We start from the raw sequence: 25017 nt of genomic DNA on the forward strand, positions 1-25017 counted from the left end.
GCAACTTTCCCCGAAATCCCCTTGTTGTGAAGGTAGATCCGGGTTCGGGAGCTGTCCATGCCTCGAATCAGTCGGTACTACGCAATTCGGTCGGTGCGCCGTGGACGGCCGGGATGCTGCCGAGCTTGCCGGCCTGGAAGTCCTCGAAGGCCTGGATCACCTCGGCGCGGGTGTTCATCACGAACGGACCGGCCATCGCGACCGGTTCGCGGATCGGGCGTCCACCGAGGACCAGGACCTCGAGGTTCGGCTCCGCCTGCGGCTGCGTCGGACTGGCCGCCGTACGAATGGTGTCGCCGGGACCGAAGACCGCCAGCTGGCCCTTGCGGATCGGGCGGTGCTCGGCGCCGACCGTGCCCTGGCCGGCCAGGACGTAGACGAGAGCGTTGTAGTCCGGCTGCCACGGCAGCACCATCTCAGCTCCTGGGCTGACCGTCGCGTGGACCAGGGTGATCGGGGTGTGGGTCGAGCCAGGGCCGTCATGCCCGTCGACCGATCCCGCGATCACGCGGATCAGCGCGCCGCCGTCCGGAGTGGACAGCAGGGCCGAGTCGCCGCCGCGGATGTCCTGGTAGCGCGGCGGAGCCCACTTGAGTGCCTTCGGCAAGTTCACCCAGAGCTGGATGCCGTGGAAGAGACCGCCGCTCAGCACCAGATGCTCCGGCGGGGTCTCGATGTGGAGGAGCCCACTGCCGGCGGTCATCCACTGGGTGTCGCCGTTGGAGATAACGCCACCACCGCCGTTGGAGTCCTGGTGCTCCATGATTCCGTCGAGCATGTAGGTAACGGTTTCGAAGCCGCGGTGCGGGTGCCACGGCGTACCTTTCGGCTCGCCCGGTGCGTACTCCACCTCACCCATCTGGTCCATGTGGATGAACGGGTCGAGATCCCGCAGATCGACGCCGGCGAACGCACGCCGGACCGGGAATCCTTCACCCTCGTAGCCGGTCGGCGCCGACGTCACCGACCGCACCGTCCGCTCGTGGGCCACGGCGGGATCCGGCTGGTGGACGCGGGGCAGCACGGTGATGTCGCTGACGGTCACGGCGGGCATGGTCTTCTCCTCGCTGATCAGTAGTTCAAGAATAAACTATCTGCCCTAACCAGGGCAAGACGCTGGGCATTCCCTGTGCGGTCGCTGTGCTTCGGCCGGCTTGGCGGTGCTGATCTGCGCTCACAGGAAGCTCCCAGCCGACGTCCAGGGTGGTCGCAGTCCCGCTTGTCATCGTCTCTGTGGGACCTCAACGCAAACCTTCGCTGCCTGGATGGAGACGCGATATGACCACCCTGCTTGATCCATCAAGGACCAGGTCCGGTCCGGAGAGCGCCGAACCACCGGCGCGTCCGCCCGGCCCGCTCCGTCGCCTCGTCCGCGGTCCGTCCGAGCAGGCCGCCTACGTGCGGCCGGCCGCGCTCGCCATGCTGGCCGGTACGGCGTTCCTGTACCTCTGGAACTTGACCGCCTCCGGCTATGCGAACAGTTTCTACGCCGCGGCCGTCCAGACCGGGACGCAGAGCTGGAAGGCGTGGCTGTTCGGCTCGCTCGATGCGGGGAATGCGATAACTGTCGACAAACCCCCGGCCGCGCTCTGGGTCGCGACAGCGTTCGCCCGGCTCTTCGGGTTCAACAGTTTCACCGTGCTGGCCCCACAGGCGTTCATGGGCATCGCTGCCGTGGGTCTGCTGTATCTCACGGTGAAGCGGATCTCCGGCCCGGTGGCCGGCCTGATCGCCGGAACCACTCTGTCGCTGACTCCGGTCGCCGTACTGATGTTCCGGTTCAACAACCCGGACGCGTTCCTGGTCCTGCTTCTGGTGGCTGCGGCGTACTGCGTCGTACGGGCGCTGGACAAGGCTTCGTGGAAGTGGCTGGCGCTGGCCGGGGTCGCAGTCGGGTTCGGGTTCCTGACCAAGATGGGCCAGGCGATGCTGGTCGTGCCCGCGTTCGGGCTGGTCTATCTGATCGCGGCGCCGACGTCGGTCAGGAAACGTCTGCTGCACCTGGTCGGCGCGCTCGGGGCGATGATCGTCAGCGCCGGCTGGTACGTCGCTCTGGTCGAACTGTGGCCGGCGTCGAGCCGCCCCTACATCGGTGGTTCGACTAACAACTCGCTGCTGGAACTTGCCCTCGGCTACAACGGTCTCGGCCGGCTGCTGGGTGGACAAGGCAACGGTGGTGGCGGCGGTGGCAGTAGCACCAACACCGGCTTCGGCGGTAGCACCGGGATCACCCGGATGTTCAACGATGCCTTCGGCACCGAAATCTCCTGGTTGTTGCCTGCGGCATTGATCGCACTGGTGGCCGGGCTGTGGCTGACCCGGAGGGCGCCGCGGACCGACCGTACTCGCGCCGGGCTGGTGCTCTGGGGCGGCTGGATGCTCGTCACCGCTGTGGTGTTCAGCTTCATGAGCGGCACGATCCACCCGTACTACACCGTGGCGCTGGCTCCGGCGGTCGCCGTACTGGTCGCGATGGGTGTGCGGCTTGCTTGGCAGCGTCGGGACGAGCTGGTGGCGCGGCTGTCGCTGGCTGCAATGGTGCTGGCGACTGGCGTGTGGGACTACGTGTTGCTCACCCGTACGCCGTCGTTCGTGCCGTGGCTCAAGTTCGTCGTACTGGCGGCTGCGGTGGTTGCTGCTGGGTTGGCGCTGGTTGGTCGGCGGGTGCGTCGGGTGTTGCCGGCGCTGGTGCTGGCGCTGGTGGTGGCGCTCGGTCTGGGGAGTACGGCGTACGCGGTGTCGACTGCCTCGCAGACGCACAGCGGGTCGATTCCGACGTCTGGGCCTAGCAGCAGCGCGATGGGCGGCGGTGGCGGGATGCGCGGCGGTGCCGGTGGTGGCAACGGCGGCGATCCCGGCGGCGGGATGGGTGGTGGCGCTCAGACCAGCAGTGAGCTGACCGCGCTGCTGTCGAAGACCACGACCACGTGGGCGGCCGCCGTCAGCGGCTCGCAGTCCGCGGCGTCGCTGGAACTGGCCACTGGCAAGTCGGTGATCGCCATCGGCGGCTTCAGCGGTACGGACGACGCGCCGACGCTGGCCCAGTTCAAGGAGTGGGTGGCCGAGGGCAAGATCGCCTACTACATCTCCGGCGGCCAGGGCGGCGGCGGTGGCTCGTCGTCGGCGGCCAGCGAGATCCAGTCGTGGGTGGAGGCCAACTACACCGCGACGACGGTCGGCAGCACGACTGTGTACGCGCTGACCAGCTGAGGGCGAACTCCCAGCACATCACAACGGCACGGCTCGGCCGGGCGGCCCGCGTGGCCGCCCGGCCGAGTGCTGATTGTGAGGGCCTGGCGGTCCGGTCATACCCTAGGGCGGTGACCGCACAGATTCTGGACGGCAAGGCGACGGCGGCAGCGATCAAGGACGAGCTCAAGGTCCGGGTCGCGAAACTGGCCGAGCAGGGCGTGGTGCCCGGGCTCGGCACCATCCTGGTCGGGGACGACCCGGGCAGCCGGGCGTACGTGGCCGGCAAGCACCGCGACTGCGCGGCGGTCGGCATCGCATCCATCCAGGTCGAGCTCCCGGCCGACGCGACCCAGGACGAGATCGCCGCGAAGGTGACCGAGCTCAACGAGAACCCGGAGTGCACCGGCTTCATCGTCCAGCTCCCACTGCCCAAGCACGTCGACACGAACGTGATCCTCGGCCTGATCAACCCGATCAAGGACGCCGACGGCCTGCACCCGGTCAGCCTCGGCAAGCTCGTCCTCGGCCAGGACGGCCCGCTCCCCTGCACCCCGAAGGGCTGCGTCGAGATCCTCCGCCGGTACGACGTACCGATCGCCGGCGCTCAGGTGGTCGTCGTCGGCCGGGGCGTGACTGCGGGTCGACCGATGGGGCTGCTGTTCACGCGTCGTACCGAGAACGCCACGGTCACCCAGTGCCACACCGGCACCAAGGACCTGGCCGCCGTGGTCCGCACCGGCGACATCGTGATCGCCGCGGCCGGATCCGCCGGGCTGATCACCGCCGACATGGTGAAGCCGGGCGCCGTACTGCTGGATGTCGGCACCAGCCGCAACGCCGAGGGCAAGATCGTCGGCGACATCGCCGACGAGGCCCGCGAAAAGGCAGCCTGGATCGCCCCGATGCCCGGCGGCATCGGCCCGATGACCCGCGCCATGCTCCTCACCAACGTCGTCGAAGCCGCCGAAGCGAGCGTCGCCCGGTGACGGCGCATACGGCCGAGGCGGGCACGTGCTGATGGCCGGCGAAGCCCAGCGACGGAACGAATGGCCGTTGGCCGTGTCGCTCCTGGTCGCCGCGACCGGCCTGGTCGTGCTCACGTTCTACAACTGGCGCAACGGCATCTTCATCTTCGCCGGCGGCGTCGTCCTGGCCGGCCTCCTCCGCATCGGCCTCACCGACTCCGCCGCCGGCCTCCTCCACGTCCGCGGCCGGATGTTCGACACCACCCTCCTCCTAGCCGTAGGCACCGCAATAGCCCTCCTCGGCCTCATAGTCCCGAACTGAACTTCGGACACCCTCTCGGGACCTCGGACATCTGACCAGGTGTCCGAGGTCTCCGTTTGGTGTCCGCAGTACTCGGCTTTTGCTGACGCCAGCCGGGATCCTCGGCTAGTGGAAGAAGTGGCGGGTGCCGGTGAAGTACATGGTGATGCCGGCCTTTTCTGCGACCTCGATGGCGGCTTCGTCGCGGATGGAGCCGCCGGGTTGGACGACTGCCTTGACGCCGCCCTCGATCAGGACTTCCAGGCCGTCGGGGAACGGGAAGAAGGCGTCTGAGGCGGCGACGGAGCCGGCCGCGCGGTCGGCGGCGCGGAAGACGGCCAGGCGGCAGGAGTCGACGCGGTTGACCTGGCCCATGCCGACCCCGACCGAGGCGCCGCCGGAGGCGAGGAGGATCGCGTTCGACTTGACCGCGCGTACGGCCTTCCAGGCGAAAGCGAGGTCCGCCAGCACCTCAGGAGAGGCCGGCGATCCGGCCGCGAGCTGCCAGGAGGAAGGGTCGTCGCCGGGAGCCTGGAAACGGTCGGTGTGCTGGAGCAGCAGCCCGCCGCTCACCGGACGCATCTCGACCTCGTCACCGGCAACGGCCGGCGCGACCAGCAGCCGGATGTTCTTCTTACCCTGCAGGATCTCGACCGCGCCGTCCTCGAAAGCCGGCGCGACCAGCACCTCGGTGAAGATCTCCGCGACCTGCTTGGCCATGTCCACCGACACTGGCGCGTTCGTCGCGATCACACCGCCGTACGCCGACACCGGGTCGCACTCGTGCGCCCGCCGGTGCGCCTCTGCGATGTCCTTGCCGACCGCGATGCCGCACGGGTTCGCGTGCTTGATGATGGCAACGGCCGGCTCGCTGAAGTCATACGCCGTACGACGGGCAGCGTCGGCGTCGACGTAGTTGTTGTACGACATCTCCTTGCCGTGCAGCTGCTGCGCGGCGGCCAGACCACCCCGGCCATTGACGTACAGCGCCGCCGGCTGATGCGGGTTTTCGCCGTACCGCAGTACAGCGGACTTGTTCCACACTGCACCGACCCACTCCGGGAACCCAGTCCCCTCGGAGGTGTCCGTCACCACGCTGCCCATCCAGGAGGCGACAGCGACGTCGTACGACGCCGTGTGCACAAACGCATCCACGGCGAGCCGCTGGCGCTGCTCCAAAGAAAACCCGCCGTCGGAGAGAGCCGCGACGATCTCCGGGTAGCGAGAAGGGGACACGACGACAGCGACGTTCGCGTGGTTCTTGGCGGCGCCGCGGACCATCGACGGACCGCCGATGTCGATCTGCTCGATGCACTCGTCCGAGGACGCGCCGGACGCGACGGTCTCGGTGAACGGGTACAGGTTGCTCACCAGCAGGTCGAACGGCTCGACCCGCATCTCGGCCAGCTGCTCGACGTGGTCGTTCTTCCGTACGTCGGCCAGCAGCCCCGCGTGCACCATCGGGTGCAGCGTCTTGACCCGGCCGTCGAGGCACTCCGGGAACCCGGTCAGCTCCTCGACCTTGGTCACCGGCACCCCGGCCGCCGCGATCCGGCCAGCGGTGGACCCGGTCGACACCAGCTGCACACCGGCGGCATGCAACGCGGACGCGAGCTCCTCCAGACCGGTCTTGTCGTAGACGCTGATCAGCGCGCGGCGGATCGGCCTGCGGTCGGTGCTCACTTCAGTCGAACCTTTCGTCCGGTGATGGTCCAGCCTTCGCGGACCAGCCGGCCGACCCACTCCACCAACTGGTGGCGTTCGACCTCCTTGATCCGCTCGGTCAGGGTTTCTTCGGTGTCGTCGTCCAGCACGGGTACGGCGACCTGCGCGATCATCGGGCCGGTGTCGACCCCGCCGTCGACGAAGAACAGGCTGGCGCCGGTGATTTTGACGCCGTACTCGAGCGCGTCCCGCGGTCCGTGGATGCCGGGGAACGACGGCAGCAGCGCGTTGTGGGTGTTGATGTACCGGTCGCCGAAGGAGGCCAGGAAGTCGTCACCGACCAGCTTCAGGAAGCCCGCCGAGATGACCAGGTCCGGCTTGTACTCCGCCACGGACGCGGTCAGCGCGCGGTCCCAGTCGGCCCGCTCGGCGTAGTCCTTCACCTTGTGCACGAAGGTCGGTACGCCGGCCGCCACGGCCCGGTCCAGCCCGGCGATCCCGTCCCGGTCGGCGCCGACGGCCACGACCTGGGCGCCGTACGCCGGATCGGCGCAGGCGTCCAGCAAGGCCTGCAGGTTCGAGCCTGACCCCGAGATCAGCACGACGAGTCGCGCAGGTGCGGGAGTCGGCGCAACCGGGTCTGTCACGGCCCAAACCTTATCGCCCGGCGTCCGCCTCGCCGTCAGCCGGTCGGCGGGAGGCGATTACCGCCGCCGTGATCGAGGCCCCGATCGCCATCCCGGCAGCCAGTACGCCGGCCGCCGGCAGCGCAGCCGGGATCCCCACCACCGACATCCGCCCAGGCCCGGCAGAACCGCCCGACAGAGCCATCAGCACGTAGAGCATCACCCCGGCGAGCAGTGCGGCCATGCCACCGCGCAGAGCGAACGCATCCCACCCCAGCGCCGCAGCGTCCTCGTCCGCGACCCCCCGCCGGACCACAACCAGTCCAGCGACCACGCCAGCCGCCAGGGGGACCACGGCGGTCAGCACCAGCAGGTACGTCGGTGTGGCTCCGTCGGCAGGTACGGCGGCCAGCAGCGGAAGCGCCGGCAAGTTCCCAACATCCACACCGGTCGGAGCGATCGTCGTACCCACTCCCAACTGGAACCCGGGCCCAGCGAGGAACGAGACGACGTACAGGACCATGTTCGGCACCAGCATCAGGCAGATGGCGAACAGCACCACTGAGCCGACCACACCGGCATCCAGCAGCTCCAGCATCCCGGTGATGCGCGAGAAGTGGATGGCCAGCAGTACGCCGTACAGGGTGGACGCGATGGCGATCACGGTCAGTACGGCGGCCACCGCAGCCGGCACAGCGTCACGCAGCCCGCTGGGGGTCGCATCGGCGATGTCGTCGAAAGCACCGGACTCGACTAGTACGCCGATTGTGCCGGCGACCAGAGCGAGAGACGCGGTGCCAAGGAAGGCAGACAGCGGCGACACCCGCAGGGAGCCGTCCGCGGTGAGCAGAGCGACAACCAGCCCGCCGAGGCCGTAGACGGCCGCGAACGTGCCGGAGAGCAGGATCAGGTCCTTGGTCCGGTCGGCGGCGCTCGTACGGGCGGCTGACTTGCCACCGCGGTAGAGGCACCAGCCGACGAACATGGTCAGCCCGAGCGGCGCCACGGTCAGAGTGCCGCTGCCCAGCGTCACACCGGCCTTGTGCGCGACCAGCCAGGCGGATGCACCCGCCCGGATCGCTCCGGACGCACCGCCGAAGGTGGCGGCGAGCCAGCCGATCACAGCGACCGCCGCACACGTCAGCAGACCGGTGAGCAGGCAGGCTCCAGCGGAGATCACGGCCGCCAGCACCACCGGCTTGGTCGGGGCGGTGACCTCGGACGGGGCAGGCCCGGGCGCCAGGTGTGGTCCGCCGTCACGGGCGCCCGGGCGGCTCAGCATGTCGGTCATCTGGCTCCCATGGTCTCCCGCAGTGCGAGACCACTCGTTCTGACACGCCGGATATGGAAGACTTCGGCCCGCTGTTCACGCTCAGTCGGTGTGATCGTTACGCATCCGGCTGAGTGGGGACAACCAGGGACCACCGGGTACTGTCGGGTGGAATCAGTCAGGAGGTCGAGCTTTGGCCGGTTCCCACCGTGCACCCCGCGGCGGCAGTCGCGCCGCTGCCCGGGAGGCGCGCCGGCAGAAGGCGCGCAAGCGGAACCAGACGATCGCCGCCGGCGTCGCGGTCGTCGTGCTGGTCGGCGGCGGCGGGGTCGCCGCCCTGAACGCCTTCGGCGGAGACAACGAGCCCGGCTCGAAGGCCGGCACCTCCGACGACAAGCCGACCGAGTCGAGCCTGCTCGCCGACGCAAAAGTCCTGCTCGACGGCCCCACCGCGAAGCAACTGTCCGCCACCGGCACCTGGGCGGTCACCAAGACGGCCGACGGGAGCAGCGCGCCCGAGCAGTCCTTCGTCTGCCAGTCGCAGCGGTTCGCCGACCCGGCCGGCCAGCGCACCTGGGTCCGCACCTTCCAGAACTCGACCACCAAGGACACCGCCGTCCAGTACATCGAGGTGTCCAACGACCCGACCGCCGCGTCCAAGGCGTACACCACGATCGTCGGGTGGCTCAGCACGTGCAGCACGCCCCAGGTCCGGCTGACCGAGAGCTACGCCACCACCGGGGTAGGTGACCGCGGCGTGATCGCGGTCTTCGGCCAGCCCTCCGGCAAGAAGATGAAGTACCGGACCATCTCGGTGACGCTGGCCGGCCAGGCCACCATGGTTCTGGAGCACGACAGCGTCTCCGACACCCCGCCGAAGCCGGCGCCGGTCCTGGTCGCGTCGTCGACCGGGCTGCGGCGGATCTGTGCGGACACCGGCGGCTGTGCCACCGGTTCGCCGGTGGCGAAGGAGAGCCTGCTGCCGACCTCCGAGCCGGCCGGGTTCATGGCACCCGTCGACCTGCCGGTGCTGTCCGACATCACCAAGCCGTGGGTGAGCACCGACGCGAAGACCGGCGCCGGCACCGGCTGCGAGAAGTTCGACAGCCTGAAGAAGGCGAAGCCGCTCAGGTACAACAGCCGGACCTACCTGACGCCGGAGGCGAAGGTGCCGACCGAGTTCGGCCTGGACGAAACGGTGTCGAGCTTCGCCACCAACGCCGCGGCGGGCAACTTCTACACCTCGATCCGCAAGAACGTCGACACCTGCGAGAAGAACGTCTCGAACGCCAAGGTGGACTCGACCGGGACGGTGTCGTCCGGGCTGGTCAAGGGCAAGAGCTGGGAGGCGGAGTACGACACCGGCGGCGGCAAGACGTTCACCTTCCGGATCGGCATCGCGTCGGCCGGAAACCGGGTCGTCTACCTGGTGTACCCGGTGCTGAAGGACCTCGACATCTCCGACTCGGCCTTCAACGACACCCTGGTCCGCGCCGCCGAACGCTCGGCCACCTTCAAATAGGCGAACGGCCCCAGGGAATCCCTGGGGCCGTTTCAAGCGGGTGTTACTTGGTCAAGCTCTGCATGATCTCGCGCATCAGGTTCGCGGTCTCGGTGGGCGTCTTGCCGACCTTGACGCCGACGGCCTCGAGGGCCTCCTGCTTCGCGGCCGCCGTACCGGACGAGCCGGACACGATCGCGCCCGCGTGACCCATCGTCTTGCCCTCCGGCGCGGTGAACCCGGCCACGTAACCGACCACTGGCTTGGTCACGTTCTCCTTGATGAACGCGGCCGCCCGCTCCTCGGCGTCACCACCGATCTCACCGATCATCACGATCGCGTCGGTGTCCGGGTCGTCCTGGAACGCCTGCAGCGCGTCGATGTGCGTCGTACCGATGATCGGGTCGCCACCGATACCGATCGCGGTGGAGAAGCCGAAGTCACGCAGCTCGTACATCATCTGGTAGGTCAGCGTGCCGGACTTCGACACCAGACCGATCCGGCCCTGGCCGGCGATGTCGGCCGGGATGATGCCGGCGTTCGACTCACCCGGGGTGATGATGCCGGGGCAGTTCGGGCCGATGATCCGGGTGGTGCCGGAAGCCTGCGCGGCGGCGAAGAACGCGGCGGTGTCGTGCACCGGCACGCCCTCGGTGATCACCACGACCAGCGGCACGGCGGCCTCGATCGCCTCCAGTACGGCGTCCTTGGTGAACTTCGGCGGCACGAAGATGACCGACACGTTCGCGCCGGTCTCCTTGACGGCGTCCGCGACGGTGCCGAAGACCGGTACCAACTTGCCATCGAAGTCCTGGCTCTGGCCGGCCTTGCGCGGGTTCACGCCGCCGACGATGTTGGTGCCGGAGGCAAGCATCCGGGTGGTGTGCTTGGTGCCTTCCGAGCCGGTCATGCCCTGGACGATGACCTTGCTGTCCTTGGTCAGGAAGATAGACATTGTTCAGCGATCCCTTACTTCGCAGCCAGCTCGGCGGCCCGCTTGGCGGCGCCGTCCATCGTGTCGACCCGCTCCAGACCGGCCAGCCCGGCCTCGTCGAGGATGCGGCGGCCCTCCTCGGCGTTGTTGCCGTCCAGCCGGACGACCAGCGGCTTGGTGACGTGCTCGTCCCGGCTCGCCAGCAGCTCGAACGCCTGCACGATGCCGTTCGCGACGGCGTCGCAGGCGGTGATGCCGCCGAAGACGTTGACGAAGACGCTCTCCACCTGGGCGTCGGAGATGATGATCTCCAGCCCGTTCGCCATCACCTCGGCCGACGCGCCGCCGCCGATGTCGAGGAAGTTCGCGGGCTTGACGCCGCCGAACTCCTCACCGGCGTACGCGACCACGTCCAGGGTCGACATGACCAGACCCGCGCCGTTGCCGATGATGCCGACCGAGCCGTCCAGCTTCACGTAGTTCAGGCCCTTGGCCTTGGCCGCCGCCTCCAGCGGGTCCGCCGCTGCGATGTCCTCGAACTCGGCGTGCTCCGGGTGCCGGAAGTCCGCGTTCTCGTCCAGGGTGACCTTGCCGTCCAGCGCCTCGACGTTGCCGTCGGCGAGCTTGACCAGCGGGTTCACCTCGACCAGCGACGCGTCCTCGGCGATGAACACGTCGTACAGCTTGACGATCTCCGGTACGACGGCGTCCAGCACGTCCTCGGGGTACTTCGCGGCAACCGCGATCTCGCGCGCCTTCGCCTCGTCCACCCCGGTGGCCGGGTCGATCGAGATCTTCGCCACCGCCTCGGGGTTGGTGTGCGCGACCTCCTCGATCTCCATACCGCCGGCGGCCGACGCGATGCACAGGTAGTTGCGGTTCGCCCGGTCGACCAGGAAGGAGAAGTAGTACTCCTCCGCGATCGCGGCGGCCGGCACGATGTTCAGGATCTTGACGACGTGACCCTTGATGTCCAGGCCGAGGATCTCGCGCGCCTTCTCCTCCGCCTCGTCCGGCGAGGAGGCCAGCTTCACGCCACCGGCCTTACCGCGGCCACCGGTCTTCACCTGGGCCTTCACGACCACCCGGCCGCCGATCTTCTCGGCCGCCGCGCGGGCTTCTTCCGGCGTGGTGACGACCTCGCCTACGGTCGTCCGCACTCCGTGCTTGGCGAAGACTGTCTTCGCCTGGTATTCCATCAAGTCCACGACTGTGGTCCCTCTCTCGCACCTGTTCGAGTAGGCCGCGCGGCAGGCGGGCTGTTCCCGGGTAGGAGGGCACGGTCGCCGGCGCGTTCCGTCGGCCCGAGACTAGCCACCTCCGTGTGCACCGCAACAGCCGGGGTACACGCTGAGACGACTGTCACAGACTAATTGCCCGCTCGTGAAAGGCTGGTCGCATGACCGACTCAGCGCTCGATCCAGGGACCAGACCAGCTGACGACTGGTGGCGTAGCGCCGTCGTCTACCAGGTGTACCCAAGGTCCTTCGCCGACGCAGACGGTAACGGGACCGGCGACGTGAACGGCATCCGCGCCCGGCTGCCGTACCTCGCCGACCTCGGCATCGACGCCATCTGGATCAGCCCGTGGTACCCCTCCCCGCTGCTCGACGGCGGGTACGACGTGTCCGACTACCGGGACATCAACCCCGACTTCGGCACGTTGGCGGACGCGGACGCGCTGATCGCCGAGGCGCACGCACTCGGCATCCGGATCCTGATCGACCTGGTCCCGAACCACTGCTCCTGGGACCACCCCTGGTTCAAGGCGGCACTCGCGGCCGGCAAGGGCTCACCGGAGCGGGACCTGTTCTGGTTCCGCGACGGCAAGGGCGTTGACGGTTCGGAGCCGCCGACCAACTGGCCGGCGGCCTTCGGTGGCCATGCCTGGACGCGGATCGACGACGGGCAGTGGTACCTGCACCTCTTCGACGTCAGCCAGCCGGACTGGAACTGGGATCACCCGAAGGTGGTCGAGGAGTTCGACTCGATCCTGCGCTTCTGGTTCGACCGCGGTGTCGACGGCTTCCGCATCGACGTGGCCGACTCGATGGCGAAGGACGCCACGCTGCCCGATGTGGTCCCGTTGCCGAACGGCGAGGCGACCCGGGACAAGTACGAAGGCCATCCGACGTACGACCAACCCGCCGTACACGACATTCACCAGCGCTGGCGCCGGATCGCCGACGAGTACGCCGATACGCCGCAAGGCCCGCGGGTGTTCGTCGCGGAGGCCTGGCTGTCCCCGGCCGACCGGCTCGCGCAGTACGTCCGGCCGAACGAGCTGCACTCGGCCTTCAACTTCGACGCGCTCCAGTGCCCGTGGGACGCCGAGGATCTGCGCGAGGTGATCGACCACACCACCGAGAACTTCTGGGCCGTCGGCGCACCGGCGACCTGGGTGCTGAGCAACCACGACACCATCCGGCACCGCACCCGCTACGGTCGCGACCAGAAGGACGCGTCGATGCCTGCCGGCACCGTGCCGACCGACCTCGAACTGGGACTGCGCCGGGCCCGGGCGGCAGTGCTCCTCGAGCTTGCGCTACCCGGCGGCGCCTACATCTACCAAGGCGACGAGCTGGGTCTGCCCGAGGTCGAGGACCTGCCTGAAGACGTGCTGGACGACCCCACATGGAGGCGCTCCGGCCACACCGTCCGCGGTCGCGACGGCTGCCGGGTGCCGGTCCCGTGGAGTGGCAGCGAGCCGCCGTACGGCTTTGGCAGCGGTGCCGGCCAGCCGTGGCTCCCTCAACCCGCCGACTGGGCTGGCTTGACCGCCGAGGCCCAGGCGTCCGATCCCGACAGCCACCTCAACCTTTACAAGGCCGCCCTCCGCATCCGCCGCTCCACCGAAGCCCTGGGCGAAGGCCGCCTCACCTGGGACGAAGCCGCCCCCGCCGGCGTCCTCTCCTTCACCCGCTCCCCCAACTTCCGCTGCCTGGCAAACCTCGGCGAAGCCCCGGTCCCCCTCCCAGCCGGGGCAACCGTCCTGCTGTCCAGCGAGCCCCTCACCAACAACCAGCTCCCGGTCGACGCCGCCGTCTGGCTGAAGCTCTAACGGAGAGAGGGCCGGAACCCAACCGGGTTCCGGCCCTCTTGCCGTGGTCTAGCGGTACCGGTCGCGGCGGTCGCGGTCCTCTCGATCGCGGCGGTCGCGGTCCTCCTGGTCCCGCCGTTGCCGCTCCCGATCCTCGCGGTCGCGCCGCTCCCGGTCTTCCCGGTCCCGGCGGTCACGCTCCCTCCGGTCGCGGTCCCAGGTCACTTCACGCCACCTGCCGTGAGGCCGGCGACGATACGGCGCTGGAACAGCAGTACGGCGATCACCAGCGGGATGGTGACAACCACACCGGCGGCCATCTGGCTGCCGAACGGTTGGTCGCGTCCCGACGTACCGGTGAACTGCGAGATGACCACGTTCGCGGTCTGGATCTCCTTGCGGTTGACCATGCTCAGCGCGATCAGGAACTCGTTCCACGCCGCGATGAAGGTGATGATCGCGGTGGTGAACACACCCGGTGCCGCCAGCGGGAGGATCACCTTGCGGAACGCCTGAGCCGGCGTACAGCCGTCCACCATCGCGGCCTGCTCGAGTTCTCGCGGCATCTGCCGGAAGAACGCGGTCAGGAGCCACACCGCCAGTGGCAGCGCGAATGACAGGCTGGGCACGATCATCGCCTGGTAGGTGTTGATCCAGTCGATGTTGACGAACAGCTTCTTCAGCGGGATCACCAGCGAGATCCCCGGGAACATCGAGGTGACGATGATGATCGCCAGCACGAAGTTCTTGCCCCGGAACTCCAGCCGGGCCAGGGTGTACGCCGCCACCATCCCGATGATCAGCGTCAGGATCGTCACCGTGCCGGCCACGATCAGGCTGTTCAGCAGACCACGCTGGAACCCGGTGCCGGCCTTGAACACGTCGCTGAAGTTGGTCAGCGAAATAGGCGACGGAATGATCGTGTTCTCGAACTGGTCGGTCGGCCGGCGCAGCGACGACACCACCATCCAGAAGAACGGCAACAGGCAGTAGAGCACGATCAGCCCGACGCCGATCAGCGGCAGCCAACGCCGGTACCAGGGCGCCTCGGCAGCCTTGACGTCGATAGCCCTCGGGGCCTTTTCAGCAACAGCCATCACGCACCTCCTCCGCCGCCACCACTACTGGCGGTCAATCCGGCCAAGGCGGCGGCTGGGGCCTCCTGCTTGCCCCGGCGTCGCCCGCTCCTGCCGTTCTTCTTCGGCTTCCGCTGGATGGCGTCACCGAACACGTCGGCACCCAGCAACTTGACGAACACGTACGCGACCACAGCGACGTAGATGAACAGCAAGGTCGCGTACGCCGCCGCCGGCCCGTACCGGGTCTGGTTGGCTTCGAGGTACGCCAGGATCGACAGCGTCTCGACCGACTCCTTGTTCGGGCCGACCAGCACGAACGGCAGGTCGAAGATCCGCAGCGTGTCGAGGATGCGGAACAGCACTGCCACCAGCAGCGCCGGCTTCACCAACGGCATCGTGATGTGGACGAACGTCGACCACACCCTGGCGCCGTCGACCTTGGCGGCCTCGTAGACCTCGTCCGGGATCGTCTGCAGGCCCGCGAGCACCAGCAGCCCGATGAACGGCGCCGTCTTCCAGGTGTCGGCGATGATGACCGACAGCACCGACTGCCAGCCCTCGGTGGACCACAGGATCTGGGTGCCGAGCAGATCGTTGGCGATACCGTCGGCCTGGAAGATCCACTTCCACAGCAGCGCCGAGACGACGGTCGGGATCGCCCACGGGACCAGGATGCTGGCCCGCACGATGGCGCGGCCCTTGAACGCCTTGTGCATCACCAGGGCCATCGCGACACCCAGGACGGTCTCCAGGACCACACAGGCGACGGTGAAGAACGTGGTGTTGTAGAAAGCGTTCCAGAATCGGTCGCCGGTCTCGCCCGAGAAGATCGCCGTGAAGTTGTCGAGGCCCACGAATTCGGAGCCCTGGATGACGAAGCCTGACTCGTCGATCCGCTGACCACTCTGGTACAGCGACTCGCGCAACGCCGCGAGGATCGGCAACCCGACCACGAGGATCAGCACGATCATGGTCGGCGACAGCAGCAACGCGGCCAGCCGGCCGGTGCCCTCGTTGAACGAGCTCCGCCGCTTGGGCCTCTTGGTGGTCTCCGGCGTCGGTCGCTCTGCGACCGGGGCGGATGTACTCACCTCTGCCTCCTTCTCTCTGCCCGCCTCCAGCGGGCATCGACAGGCCGGGGCCGGCCCGCAGCGGTGTCGCTACGCGCCGGCCCCGCCACTTCGGTCATTGCGTGATGAGCTGACTCAACTTGGTCTGCAGGCCGGCCAACGCATCCTTCGGCGTCGTCGTACCGGTCAGAGCGCCGTACGCAGCCTCCTGGATCGCGGTCGTGACGTCGCCGTACTTGACCACCTTCGGCCGCGACTGCGCACCCTCGATCGAGGCCTTCAGCGGGGCCAGGTACGGGAACTGCTTGTTCAGTGCGGCGTCGTCGTACAGCGAGGCCCAGGTCGGCGCCTGCGACGTCTTCTCGATGTTCGCCCGCTGCCGCTCCTCGCTGGACATGAACTTGATGAAGTCGGCCGCGGTCGCCTTGTTCTTGGCGAACTCCGAGATCGCGTAGTTGTGGCCACCGAGGGTGGACACGCCCGGGCCCTTCAGGCCCGGCAGCGGCGCGACCGCGAACTTGCCGGCGATCTTCGACGAGCCGTCGGTCTTACCCGCCAGCGCGTACACGTACGGCCAGTTGCGGTGGAAGAGCAGGTTGCCCTCCTGGAACGCGCGGCGTCCCGGCTCCTCCTGGTAGGTGATGGCGGCCTTCGGGATGAAGCCCGTCTTGAAGCCCTCGGTCAGCGCGGTCAGACCGGCCAGCGCCTCGGGCGTGTCCACGTTCGGCTTGCCGTCCTTGCCGACAACGACACCACCAGCACCGTTGACCGCCTCGGAGAAGTTCACCGTCAGGCCTTCGTACTTCTCGAACTGCCCGGCGTAGCAGCCGATGCTCTTGGCCTCCGGCAATGCCTTGACCTTCTGGCAGTCGGTGACCATCTCCGCCCAGGTGGTCGGCGGCTTGACGCCGGCCTTGGCCAGGAGGTCCTTGCGGTAGTACAGCAGACCACCGTCGGACGTGACCGGCACGGCGTACAGCTTGTCGCGGTACTTCGCCGTGTCGAGCGTGGACGGCAGCAGCTTGCCGAGGTCAGGGAACTGGTCCTCCGGCAGCTGGGTGACCCAGCGGTTGGCCGCGAACTCGGCGGTCCAGACCACGTCCAGGTTCAGCACGCTGAACGCGTCCGACTTGTTCTGCGCGTTCGAGATCATCTGCGCGCGCTGCTGGTCCGCGGACTCGGGCAGCTCGGCGACAGTGACCTTCTCGTCCGGGTGCTGCGAGTTCCACGCCGCGACCTGGTTCGTCAGGTTCCCGGAGGTGTCCTTGCCGGTGGCAAATGTAATCGGGCCGCGCCCCTCAAGCGCTCCCCCGGACGAGCCACTGTCTCCGCTACCGCCGTCATCTCCGCCACCACACGCTGACGCGAGCAGCACCAGGCTGCTTGCGACGGTCAGGGCGACCGCCTTGCGCGTGTGTGATCGTTCAAACCTCATCGTTTACCTGCCCTCTCCCGATGGGACATCGCTTGGTCCTGCGTCAGCCGGCTCACAGTCCCCCACCGCGCTGCGATCCGCCCTGTCCGGACAGTAACCGAGAAGGGGGCGATGTGTTCTGAGCCACACACACGTGCCCACTCGACGGTCTCTGAAACAGACAGCCGCATGGCTGTATGCGACCGCGATTCGACAGTCCGCACAACCGGGTGTTTCTTAACGATTCGGTATTACCCAGCGGTAATGTGACTGAAGTGGTCCAATCGGTTCAGATCGACTCCGCCCCGTCGCCATCACGCTCCGGAGCGGATCCGTCCCGGTAGGACGACCGATGGTGAGCCGGCCGAGGGCGTCGTACGAGCGTCCCGGCTCAGGCCTCAGGCGGGTGAGGCGGCCTGCGATCAGGCGGGTGACGCGGAGGCGTCGCCGACGTTGGTGCGGACCCACTCGACGATCTCGGTGGTGGTGGCGCCGGGGGTGAAAATCTTGTGCACGCCCAGGTCGGCCAGTGGCTGCAGGTCGGCGTCCGGGATGATCCCGCCGCCGAATACCACGATGTCGTCGGCCTCGCGTTCGGTGAGCAGTTCGCGGACCCGCTTGAACAGCGTCATGTGCGCGCCGGACAGCACCGACAGCCCGATCGCGTCGGCGTCCTCGGCGATCGCGGTCTCGACGATCTGCTCCGGGGTTTGGTGCAGGCCGGTGTAGATGACCTCCATCCCGGCGTCCCGCAGGGCCCGGGCGACCACCTTCGCGCCGCGGTCGTGGCCGTCCAGGCCCGGCTTGGCGACGACGACTCGCAGAGGGCTCGTAGCTGGCATGTTCGCAGGCTAATCGCTTCGAACCTCACGGATAAGACACGGAGGTGTGTGTTCCCCGACACGCCCGGTGGGAACCGGTTACCTTGGAAGAGATCGGACCATTTCGGGGGGTCTGGTTGCGTGAGGAGTCGCCCATGAGCGAGCGCAGCGAGCTCATCATCAAGCACAGCGTGTTTCGTGCCTCATGCGCGCCCGGAGCGAAGCGAGGACGCGCATGAGCTCTGAGGCGGTGGAGGAGCCGGAACGTTTGCCCGTCGAGGCGGGCGGTTCCTGGCAGGACGGTGTCCGCGGCGCACTGGCCGGGTTGAAGTACGGCGCGCAGTCCGCGCTGTCACCTCGCGTCTTGCAAGGTGCGGCCGTGGAGATCGGCTGGTTGACCACCCATCTCGCGATGTACCCGTTCGGCCTGGTCGGCGGTTCGGGTGCGCGTGCCGAGCGCCTGAACCTGGCCGGCCTCACCCCGGCCCAGCGCGGGCTGCTGGTCGGCGACGTCCGGGCCGCCGGTACGCCGATCCTGCTCGCGCACGGGATCATCGACAACCACACCGTCTTCGCGCTGATGCGCCGGCAATTGCTGCGACGCGGCTTCAGCAGCATCCACACATTCTCGTACTCGCCGCTGACGCTGGACGTCCGTCGTACGGCGGAACGGATGGGAACCGAGATCGAGGCGATCTGCGAGGAGTCCGGGTCGGACCAGATCCACGTGATCGGGCACAGCCTCGGCGGGCTGATCGCGCGGTACTACATCCAGCGGCTCGGCGGCGATGAGCGGGTGCACACCTGTGTGACCCTCGGCACGCCGCATCAGGGGACCGTCGCGGCGCGGCTGCTGCCCTGGCCGCTGGTCAAGCAGGTACGCCCGGACAGCGACCTGATGGCCGAGCTGGCCGAGCCGGCGCCGGAGTGCCGGACCAGGTTCGTCGCCTTCTACAGCGATGTCGACCAGCTGATCGTGCCGCAACGGCGGGCCCGGATTCGGCACCCCGACCTGGTGGCGAGTAACGTCCGGGTCCGCGGCGTGGGCCACCTGTCCCTGCCGTTCCACGGTGACGTGGTGCACCAGATCACCGGTGTACTCGCGCACTTGGACGAGCAGGACGACGAGAAAAATACCGTCGCCTGATCGTTCTTGTCCTGACAATGCTGCTTTTTTGCCTGATTGGGCAGCGTTGTGGGCGCTCCGGGCGGATGCACGTGCAGCCGCTCATGCAAAAGTTTCGTGAAGGAGAGGCGGAAAAGTGGGTGGCAGGGTTTGTCGCCTCGTGACTGATCCGTTATCGTGCGTGGAACCCGCCAGGGAATAAACCCCTGGAGGGCGAAGGACAGCCCCTCCCCTGTGACCGAAAGGCCACGTTGTGTCCCAGCACCGTGCCGCGGGAAACCGCGTCACGCCAGGCAACGCTGCGCGCAAGCCCGGCGCAGGACGTAGCAGCGCCAAGCATCGAGTTGCCAGGCGTAACACCCCCAGCAGTACCCAGATCGTCGGTTTGACCGCAGCGCTTGCTGCGGCAGCGGGAGCTGTCGGCTTCAGCCACAGCACCCTCGCCTCACCGACCCAGGCGAACTCCGCGGTCAACCTCGCGGCCCTCAGCCTGGACAACGGGCAGCTGTCCGGCATCACCACCGCGCGCATCCAGGCCCGCCAGCTCGCCACCCGTGACTCCTCCCGGGTCCAGCTCGCCGCAAACGACACGAACAAGAAGCAGGCCGCGGCCGCCGCGCTCGCGAAGGCCCGCGCCGCCAAGCTCAACGCCACCCAGGCCCTCACCGCCAAGCGCGCCTCCGCGCTGGCCCTCGCCAAGGCCAAGGCCGACGCCGCCGAGAAGAAGCTCCGCGAGTCCGCCACCCGCTGCGAGATGATGATCTCCGGGTACCACATCACTGCCACCTTCGGTCAGGGCGGCAATCGCTGGGCCCGCAACCACACCGGTACCGACTTCGCCGCCCCGATCGGGACTCCGATCCGCTCGGTGATGAAGGGCGTGGTGATCTTCGCCGACTGGGCCGGCCCATACGGCCGCCAGGTCCAGGTCCGGCACGCCGACGGAACCGTCACCTGGTACAACCACATGTCGAAGTTCTCGGTGTCCGTCGGCGAGACCGTGTACGCGGGCGACCAGGTCGGCGCGGTCGGCGTCACCGGCAACACCACCGGACCGCACCTCCACTTCGAGGTCCACCCGGACGGCGGCGAAGCGATCGACCCGATGCCCTGGCTCCGCAACCACTGCGGGCTCAACCCGTAAAGCTGAAGCATCGCTCTCGAGAACTGACTAAGCTGCCGCGCATGCGTCCGGCGCCTGGTGAAGTTCTGCACTTCTCCGAAGATCCGACCATCGAGGTCCTCCGACCCCACGTCGCCAAGACGGCGCAGCAGGTCACCCGTTACGTGTGGGCCGTCGGCCACGACCGCGCCCCCGACTACTGGTTCCCGAGGCAGTGCCCCCGCGCGATGGCGTGGGTCGGCCCCTCCACCACTCCCGAAGACCGCGACCGCATCATCGGCGCCGGCTCCGGCACCCGCGTCCACGCCGTCGAATACAGCTGGCTCGACGCGATGCGATCCGTGAAGCTGTTCGCGTACCGTCTCCCGGCCGACGTCTTCGTCGAGTACGACGCTGCTGTCGTCGCCAGCACCGAGGTCCGACCACTCGGCCCGCCGGAGCGCGTTGGCGATCTATTCGACCTGCACGCCGAGGCCGGTATCCAGTTGCGGGTGCTGCCGCGAATCCGCGACTTCTGGTCCGAGGTCATCACCAGCACGGTCGAGTTCAGCGGCATCCGGCTCCGGAACGCGCGACCATGACGTCGTACGGCGAACTGGGCGAGGCCGCGTGGGGTTGGGTCCTGCGGCAAGTGGAGTGGGATGACGAAGGGCCGTGGATTCCTGAGGCGGCTGGAGGTGACAAGCCGGAGGAGTATCGCGACGGCATGCACAGCGGGATCGGCGGGCTCGCGCATGCGCTGGCGGAGATCAAGCTGACCCGCCCGTGGACGGTTGCCGAGCAGGAGCTGGCCGCGGCTGTTGCCGATCGGATCCGCCGCAGCGTCCCGGCCCAGACGTCGATCAGCTACTTCGACGGACTGGTCAGCTCGATCGGCGTCCTCACCGCGCTCGGCGAACCAGGCTCGGATGCGGCGCTCGAGCGGATCGCCGGCATCGCCACAGACGACGGCTGGCCGGAAAGCTACCTCGAGCCGCCGAAGTACCTGCCGAATGCAGTCGTTAACGACGCGACGCTCGGAACCGCCGCGGTGCTGATGGGCGCCCTCTGGGCTGGCCGGCAGGGTGAGAAGGCCGGTGCCGTCGCCGAGCGGGCAGTCGAGCTGCTACTGGCCGAGCGGGAAGAACTGCCGACCGGGGTGAACTGGCAGTTCGTGCCTCACCGGTTCCGCGCCGAGCCCGGCGCCGAGATGCCGAACTTCTCCCACGGACTGGCCGGGATCGCAGCCATGCTGGCGGTCGCCGGCGTCGAGCTCGACCGGCCCGACCTGGTCACCGTCGCCCGTCGCGGCGCCGAGCACCTCGTCACGCTCGGGATCAACGACGACAAGGGCTTCCGGGTCGCGCGGATCATCCCGTGGGAGGAACGCCACGGCGACGAGTTCACCTACAACTGGTGCCACGGCGGCCCAGGTACGTCGCTACTCTTCGCCGCCCTCGACTACGCCGGAGTCGACGAGGTCGCCGGTCAAGCGACGATGACCTGGCATCGACGCTGCCTGGACAGCGCGCGGAACTCCGGCATACCCGAGCGGCTCCATCCAGGCTTCTGGGACAACGACGGCCGTTGCTGTGGTACAGCGGGAGTCGGCGACGTCTTCCTGGATTCGTGGCTCCGTGGTGGTGACAAGCGCGACCTGGAGTTCGCCGTACGGCTGGCGGATGCACTGGTCGACCGGGCCTTCCGCGAGGACGGATCGGCGTACTGGCGCTTCCTCGAACATCGCAACGAGGATCCACTGCTGCCGCCGGGCGTCGGCTGGATGCAGGGTGCGGCCGGCATCGCTGCGTACCTGTTCAGGCTGCAGCGCACGCTCGATGGAGACAGTACGGCGGTCACCCGGATGGACAACTGGTGGGCGCTTACCGGCGCCAGACCTCCGCGGTGGTGAGGAACGCGGACGAGCCGGGCTTGTCGGGGGAGCCGTCGACCTGGACGAAGCCGGGGACGGAGGCGCCGCCGATCGAGACGGTCGCGGACCGGACCGGGGCGATCACCAGGCTGAGGCTGTGATTGCCCTCGCCGAGCTGGAAGTTGTCGGTCGCGAACAGCCGGCGGTCGAGTACGCCGCCCATCTCGATCTGGATGTCGGCGGCCTTCGCGCTCAGGCCGTCGGCGAGGTTCATCGAGACCTGCACCAGATCGCGTTCGACCGCTGGCTCGTGCCAGGGCAGGCCCTGCACCTCGAGGAACGAGCGGACGAAGTAGCGCTCCAGCCACGCGGCCAGGTCGACGTCCTCGGAAACGACCCGGACGATCCCGTCGAACCACAGCACCACCGCTGTACCGGCGCCGCGGATGGACCAGTCCACCATCCAGATCGACGCGTACGCGGTCACCTTCCCGGCCTCGTCGAACAGCCGCAGCCCAGGGTTGGCTCCCGCCAGAATGATCCGGCGGTTGTTGCCAGCTACGGACTTGGACATGGGGCGAACCGCTTCCGGAGGGAGGGTCGAAGATCCTTGATTGTCTCAAGATCGGCCCCAGACGCAACGGAAAAGTCCAAGAACTTGACTTAGATCTTCTCAACCGGTGCGTAACGAAGCAGTAACCGCTTGACGCCTTCGGACCCGAAATCGATGTCTGCCTGAGCCTGCTGACCCTCGCCCCGGACCACGACGACGGTGCCCATCCCGAAGCTGTCGTGGACGACCCGATCGCCTGGGTTGAGGCTGATGACGGGCTTGTCGGAGGCGGTACGACGAGGTGGCTCGTAGCGGCTGGAGATGCCGCTGCCGGTCGACGTACCGGTACCGGACCACCGCGTGATCGCGGACTCGTCGCGGCGCCAGTCGAGCAGCTCCGCCGGGATCTCCTCCAGGAAGCGCGACGGCGGGTTGTGCTGCGGAGCGCCGTACGCCGATCGGACCGCGGCTCGGGAGATCGCCAGCCGCTGCCGCGCCCGGGTGATCCCGACGTACGCGAGGCGCCGCTCCTCCTCCAGCTCCTTCATGTCCGTCAGCGACCGCGAGTGCGGGAAGACGCCGTCCTCCATCCCGGTCAGGAACACCACCGGGAACTCCAGCCCCTTCGCCGTGTGCAAGGTCATCAGCGTGACCACGCCGCCGTCGTCGGCCGCGTCCGGGATCTGGTCCGCGTCCGCCACCAGCGCGACCCGCTCCAGGAATGCCTGCAGATCGGCGGCTTCGCCGGCCGCCGTACGCTCCTCCACGAACTCCCGCGCCACCGAGATGAACTCGTCGAGGTTCTCCAGCCGGGTCTCGTCCTGCGGATCCGGCGACTTCTGCAGCTCCTCGTAGTACCCGGAGCGGTGCAGCGCGACGTCCAGGATGTCGTCCGGCGGGGCTCCCGAGTCGACCATCGCGGTCAGCTCGTCGAGGATGTCCACAAACGCTTGTACGGCGTTCACGGACCGCGAAGCCATCGCCGGTGCGTCCTGGGCCCGCCGGAGCGCCTGCGCGAACGAGATCCGGTCCCGGGCCGCCAGCGCCTCGATCGCGGCCTCGGCGCGGTCGCCGATCCCGCGCTTCGGCACGTTCAGGATCCGGCGCAGCGAGACGGTGTCTTCGGGGTTCACCAGCACGCGCAGGTACGCGAGCGCGTCGCGGACCTCCTTGCGCTCGTAGAAGCGGACGCCGCCGACCACCTTGTACGGATGGCCGGTCCGGATGAAAACCTCTTCGAACACACGCGACTGCGCGTTGGTCCGGTAGAAGACCGCCACGTCGGACGGCTTCACCCCGTCGGCGTCGGTGAGCCGGTCGATCTCGTCGGCGACGAACTGGGCCTCGTCGTGCTCGTTGTCGGCGACGTACACCGCGATCTGCTCGCCCTGACCCTGGTCGGACCAGAGGTTCTTCGCCTTGCGGCCCTCGTTCCGGCTGATCACCGCGTTGGCCGCGGTCAGGATCGTCTGGGTGGAGCGGTAGTTCTGCTCCAGCAGGATCGTTTCGGCGCCGGCGAAGTCCTCCTCGAAGGCGAGGATGTTGCGGATCGTCGCGCCGCGGAAGGCGTAGATCGACTGATCGGAGTCACCGACGACCATCAGCTCGGCAGCGGGCGCGGTCGGGCCGTTGTAGTTGGGCTCATCCTCGCCGCAGAGCTCGCGGATCAGCGTGTATTGCGCGTGGTTGGTGTCCTGGTACTCGTCGACGAGGACATGGCGGAAGCGGCGCCGGTAGTACTCGCGGACTTCGGGGAACGCCTGCAGCAGGTTGACCGTGGTCATCAGCAGGTCGTCGAAGTCCAGCGCGTTCGCCTGGGCCAGCCGCTCCTGGTAGATCCGGTAGCACTCGGCGTAGGTCTCCTCCAGGTGGTTGGAGGTCTTCGCCGCAGCGGTCTCGTGATCGATCAACTCGTTCTTCTGGGTGCTGATCCAGTTCAGTACGGCGCGCGGGTTGTACCGCTTCACGTCCAGGTCGAGCTCGCGGCAGACCAGCGTCATCAGCCGGCGCGAGTCGGTGTCGTCGTAGATCGAGAAGGTCGAGTTGATCCCGAACCGCTTGATGTCGCGGCGCAGGATCCGCACACAGGACGAGTGGAAGGTCGAGACCCACATCAGCTTCGCCCGCGGACCGACCAGATCCACCACCCGCTCGCGCATCTCGGCGGCGGCCTTGTTGGTGAAGGTGATCGCCAGGATCGACCCGGGGTGCGCGTCGCGGGCGGCCAGCAGGTAGGCGATCCGGCGGGTCAGCACCCGGGTCTTGCCCGAGCCCGCACCGGCCACCACCAGCAGCGGTTTGCCCGCGTGCACGACGGCGGCCCGCTGCTGCGGGTTGAGCCCTTCGAGCAGCGCGTCCGGATCGGTCCGATGCTTCTTGGGCTCCTCCAGCGGCACCGGGAGCTCATCAGGCGAGAACAGGGTAGTCATCACCACTCACCTTAGGTGGTCCCCCGGACAGTTCCCGAACGCCGGTTCGAACGCGG

At 68.1% G+C, this 25017-nt stretch carries 22 protein-coding genes; 9 read left to right on the forward strand and 13 right to left on the reverse strand.

The genetic code is table 11. The features are described from left to right. Positions 1-67: 67 nt before the first annotated feature. On the reverse strand, positions 68-1054 hold the full coding sequence (locus tag EV646_RS28785) for a pirin family protein (RefSeq protein WP_132154068.1): 987 nt from the start codon (positions 1052-1054) through the stop codon (positions 68-70). 224 nt (positions 1055-1278) lie between these two features. Between EV646_RS28785 and EV646_RS28790 the strand changes: the two genes are divergently transcribed. From EV646_RS28790 to EV646_RS28800, 3 genes are all read left to right on the forward strand, one after another. Next, positions 1279-3210, forward strand: coding sequence for an ArnT family glycosyltransferase (locus EV646_RS28790; RefSeq protein WP_132154070.1), 1932 nt, complete (start codon positions 1279-1281; stop codon positions 3208-3210). 110 nt (positions 3211-3320) lie between these two features. Next, positions 3321-4178, forward strand: coding sequence for a bifunctional methylenetetrahydrofolate dehydrogenase/methenyltetrahydrofolate cyclohydrolase (locus tag EV646_RS28795; protein ID WP_132154072.1), 858 nt, complete (start codon positions 3321-3323; stop codon positions 4176-4178). 31 nt (positions 4179-4209) lie between these two features. Then, positions 4210-4479, forward strand: a complete 270-nt coding sequence (locus EV646_RS28800) for a DUF3017 domain-containing protein (protein WP_132154074.1) — start codon at positions 4210-4212, stop codon at positions 4477-4479. A 105-nt stretch (positions 4480-4584) separates the two neighbouring features. Here the strand turns inward: EV646_RS28800 and purH are convergent, their stop codons facing one another. Genes purH through EV646_RS28815 form a run of 3 tightly spaced genes read right to left on the reverse strand, consistent with a single transcriptional unit; the run spans position 4585 to position 8040 of the window. Continuing rightward, a complete protein-coding gene (gene purH / locus EV646_RS28805) occupies positions 4585-6141 on the reverse strand; it encodes a bifunctional phosphoribosylaminoimidazolecarboxamide formyltransferase/IMP cyclohydrolase (RefSeq protein ID WP_132154076.1) in 1557 nt (518 codons plus the stop codon). Then, positions 6138-6770: a phosphoribosylglycinamide formyltransferase gene (gene purN, locus EV646_RS28810; protein WP_132154078.1), complete on the reverse strand. Its 633-nt coding sequence runs from the start codon at positions 6768-6770 to the stop codon at positions 6138-6140. Before purN ends, purH begins: the two co-directional genes overlap by 4 nt. Before the next feature lie 10 nt (positions 6771-6780). Further along, positions 6781-8040, reverse strand: coding sequence for a cell division protein PerM (locus EV646_RS28815; RefSeq protein ID WP_132154080.1), 1260 nt, complete (start codon positions 8038-8040; stop codon positions 6781-6783). A gap of 172 nt (positions 8041-8212) precedes the next feature. On the opposite strand from EV646_RS28815, the gene EV646_RS28820 reads away from it, so the two are divergent. Next, positions 8213-9541, forward strand: a complete 1329-nt coding sequence (locus tag EV646_RS28820) for a hypothetical protein (RefSeq protein ID WP_132154082.1) — start codon at positions 8213-8215, stop codon at positions 9539-9541. 43 nt (positions 9542-9584) lie between these two features. Here the strand turns inward: EV646_RS28820 and sucD are convergent, their stop codons facing one another. Both sucD and sucC read right to left on the reverse strand, forming a co-directional pair. Beyond that, positions 9585-10475 (reverse strand): succinate--CoA ligase subunit alpha, encoded by an 891-nt coding sequence (gene sucD / locus EV646_RS28825; protein WP_132154084.1) that lies wholly within the window; start codon positions 10473-10475, stop codon positions 9585-9587. 14 nt (positions 10476-10489) lie between these two features. After that, positions 10490-11662, reverse strand: a complete 1173-nt coding sequence (sucC, locus tag EV646_RS28830) for an ADP-forming succinate--CoA ligase subunit beta (protein ID WP_132154086.1) — start codon at positions 11660-11662, stop codon at positions 10490-10492. Between the two features lie 191 nt (positions 11663-11853). On the opposite strand from sucC, the gene EV646_RS28835 reads away from it, so the two are divergent. Then, positions 11854-13515 carry a glycoside hydrolase family 13 protein gene (locus tag EV646_RS28835; RefSeq protein WP_132154088.1) on the forward strand — a complete coding sequence of 554 codons (1662 nt, stop codon included), beginning with the start codon at positions 11854-11856 and terminating at the stop codon, positions 13513-13515. A 48-nt stretch (positions 13516-13563) separates the two neighbouring features. Here EV646_RS28835 and EV646_RS28840 read toward each other — a convergent pair whose 3' ends face one another. The 5 genes from EV646_RS28840 to EV646_RS28860 form a co-directional block, all read right to left on the reverse strand. After that, positions 13564-13719 (reverse strand): hypothetical protein, encoded by a 156-nt coding sequence (locus tag EV646_RS28840; RefSeq protein WP_199237250.1) that lies wholly within the window; start codon positions 13717-13719, stop codon positions 13564-13566. Further along, the gene (locus tag EV646_RS28845; RefSeq protein ID WP_422386732.1) at positions 13716-14594 is read right to left on the reverse strand and encodes a carbohydrate ABC transporter permease; all 879 of its coding nucleotides are present in this window, start codon (positions 14592-14594) and stop codon (positions 13716-13718) included. The genes EV646_RS28840 and EV646_RS28845 overlap by 4 nt, the downstream gene beginning before the upstream one ends. After that, positions 14591-15664 carry a carbohydrate ABC transporter permease gene (locus tag EV646_RS28850; protein WP_199237251.1) on the reverse strand — a complete coding sequence of 358 codons (1074 nt, stop codon included), beginning with the start codon at positions 15662-15664 and terminating at the stop codon, positions 14591-14593. The genes EV646_RS28845 and EV646_RS28850 overlap by 4 nt, the downstream gene beginning before the upstream one ends. Before the next feature lie 94 nt (positions 15665-15758). Next, a complete protein-coding gene (locus EV646_RS28855) occupies positions 15759-17078 on the reverse strand; it encodes an ABC transporter substrate-binding protein (protein WP_132154092.1) in 1320 nt (439 codons plus the stop codon). A gap of 401 nt (positions 17079-17479) precedes the next feature. Further along, positions 17480-17899 (reverse strand): coenzyme B12-dependent isobutyryl CoA mutase small subunit, encoded by a 420-nt coding sequence (locus tag EV646_RS28860; RefSeq protein ID WP_132154094.1) that lies wholly within the window; start codon positions 17897-17899, stop codon positions 17480-17482. Positions 17900-18113: 214 nt separating this feature from the next. On the opposite strand from EV646_RS28860, the gene EV646_RS28865 reads away from it, so the two are divergent. From EV646_RS28865 to EV646_RS28880, 4 genes are all read left to right on the forward strand, one after another. Continuing rightward, entirely contained in the window at positions 18114-19025 is a 912-nt protein-coding gene (locus EV646_RS28865) for an esterase/lipase family protein (RefSeq protein ID WP_132154096.1), read from the forward strand. A gap of 364 nt (positions 19026-19389) precedes the next feature. Next, a complete protein-coding gene (locus EV646_RS28870; protein WP_132154098.1) occupies positions 19390-20148 on the forward strand; it encodes a M23 family metallopeptidase in 759 nt (252 codons plus the stop codon). Between the two features lie 41 nt (positions 20149-20189). After that, the gene (locus EV646_RS28875) at positions 20190-20708 is read left to right on the forward strand and encodes a DUF6886 family protein (protein ID WP_132154100.1); all 519 of its coding nucleotides are present in this window, start codon (positions 20190-20192) and stop codon (positions 20706-20708) included. Next, positions 20705-22018, forward strand: a complete 1314-nt coding sequence (locus tag EV646_RS28880) for a lanthionine synthetase LanC family protein (RefSeq protein WP_199237252.1) — start codon at positions 20705-20707, stop codon at positions 22016-22018. Before EV646_RS28875 ends, EV646_RS28880 begins: the two co-directional genes overlap by 4 nt. Here the strand turns inward: EV646_RS28880 and EV646_RS28885 are convergent. Next, on the reverse strand, positions 21990-22553 hold the full coding sequence (locus tag EV646_RS28885; RefSeq protein WP_132154102.1) for a hypothetical protein: 564 nt from the start codon (positions 22551-22553) through the stop codon (positions 21990-21992). The two genes, EV646_RS28880 and EV646_RS28885, sit on opposite strands and share 29 nt — an antisense overlap. 89 nt (positions 22554-22642) lie before the next feature. Further along, positions 22643-24961, reverse strand: coding sequence for a DNA helicase PcrA (pcrA, locus tag EV646_RS28890; protein ID WP_132154104.1), 2319 nt, complete (start codon positions 24959-24961; stop codon positions 22643-22645). Positions 24962-25017: the final 56 nt, after the last annotated feature.

The organism is Kribbella antiqua (genome assembly GCF_004345665.1).
Classification (GTDB): Bacteria; Actinomycetota; Actinomycetes; order Propionibacteriales; family Kribbellaceae; genus Kribbella; species Kribbella antiqua.

Coding starts and splice junctions, on each gene's coding strand:
- EV646_RS28785 (WP_132154068.1), bottom strand. CDS start 1,054: ATGCCCGCCGTGACCGTCAGCGACATCACCGTGCTGCCCCGCGTCCAC.
- EV646_RS28790 (WP_132154070.1), top strand. CDS start 1,279: ATGACCACCCTGCTTGATCCATCAAGGACCAGGTCCGGTCCGGAGAGC.
- EV646_RS28800 (WP_132154074.1), top strand. CDS start 4,210: ATGGCCGGCGAAGCCCAGCGACGGAACGAATGGCCGTTGGCCGTGTCG.
- EV646_RS28815 (WP_132154080.1), bottom strand. CDS start 8,040: ATGACCGACATGCTGAGCCGCCCGGGCGCCCGTGACGGCGGACCACAC.
- sucD (WP_132154084.1), bottom strand. CDS start 10,475: ATGTCTATCTTCCTGACCAAGGACAGCAAGGTCATCGTCCAGGGCATG.
- EV646_RS28835 (WP_132154088.1), top strand. CDS start 11,854: ATGACCGACTCAGCGCTCGATCCAGGGACCAGACCAGCTGACGACTGG.
- EV646_RS28855 (WP_132154092.1), bottom strand. CDS start 17,078: ATGAGGTTTGAACGATCACACACGCGCAAGGCGGTCGCCCTGACCGTC.
- EV646_RS28860 (WP_132154094.1), bottom strand. CDS start 17,899: ATGCCAGCTACGAGCCCTCTGCGAGTCGTCGTCGCCAAGCCGGGCCTG.
- EV646_RS28865 (WP_132154096.1), top strand. CDS start 18,114: ATGAGCTCTGAGGCGGTGGAGGAGCCGGAACGTTTGCCCGTCGAGGCG.
- EV646_RS28875 (WP_132154100.1), top strand. CDS start 20,190: ATGCGTCCGGCGCCTGGTGAAGTTCTGCACTTCTCCGAAGATCCGACC.
- EV646_RS28880 (WP_199237252.1), top strand. CDS start 20,705: ATGACGTCGTACGGCGAACTGGGCGAGGCCGCGTGGGGTTGGGTCCTG.
- EV646_RS28885 (WP_132154102.1), bottom strand. CDS start 22,553: ATGTCCAAGTCCGTAGCTGGCAACAACCGCCGGATCATTCTGGCGGGA.
- pcrA (WP_132154104.1), bottom strand. CDS start 24,961: ATGACTACCCTGTTCTCGCCTGATGAGCTCCCGGTGCCGCTGGAGGAG.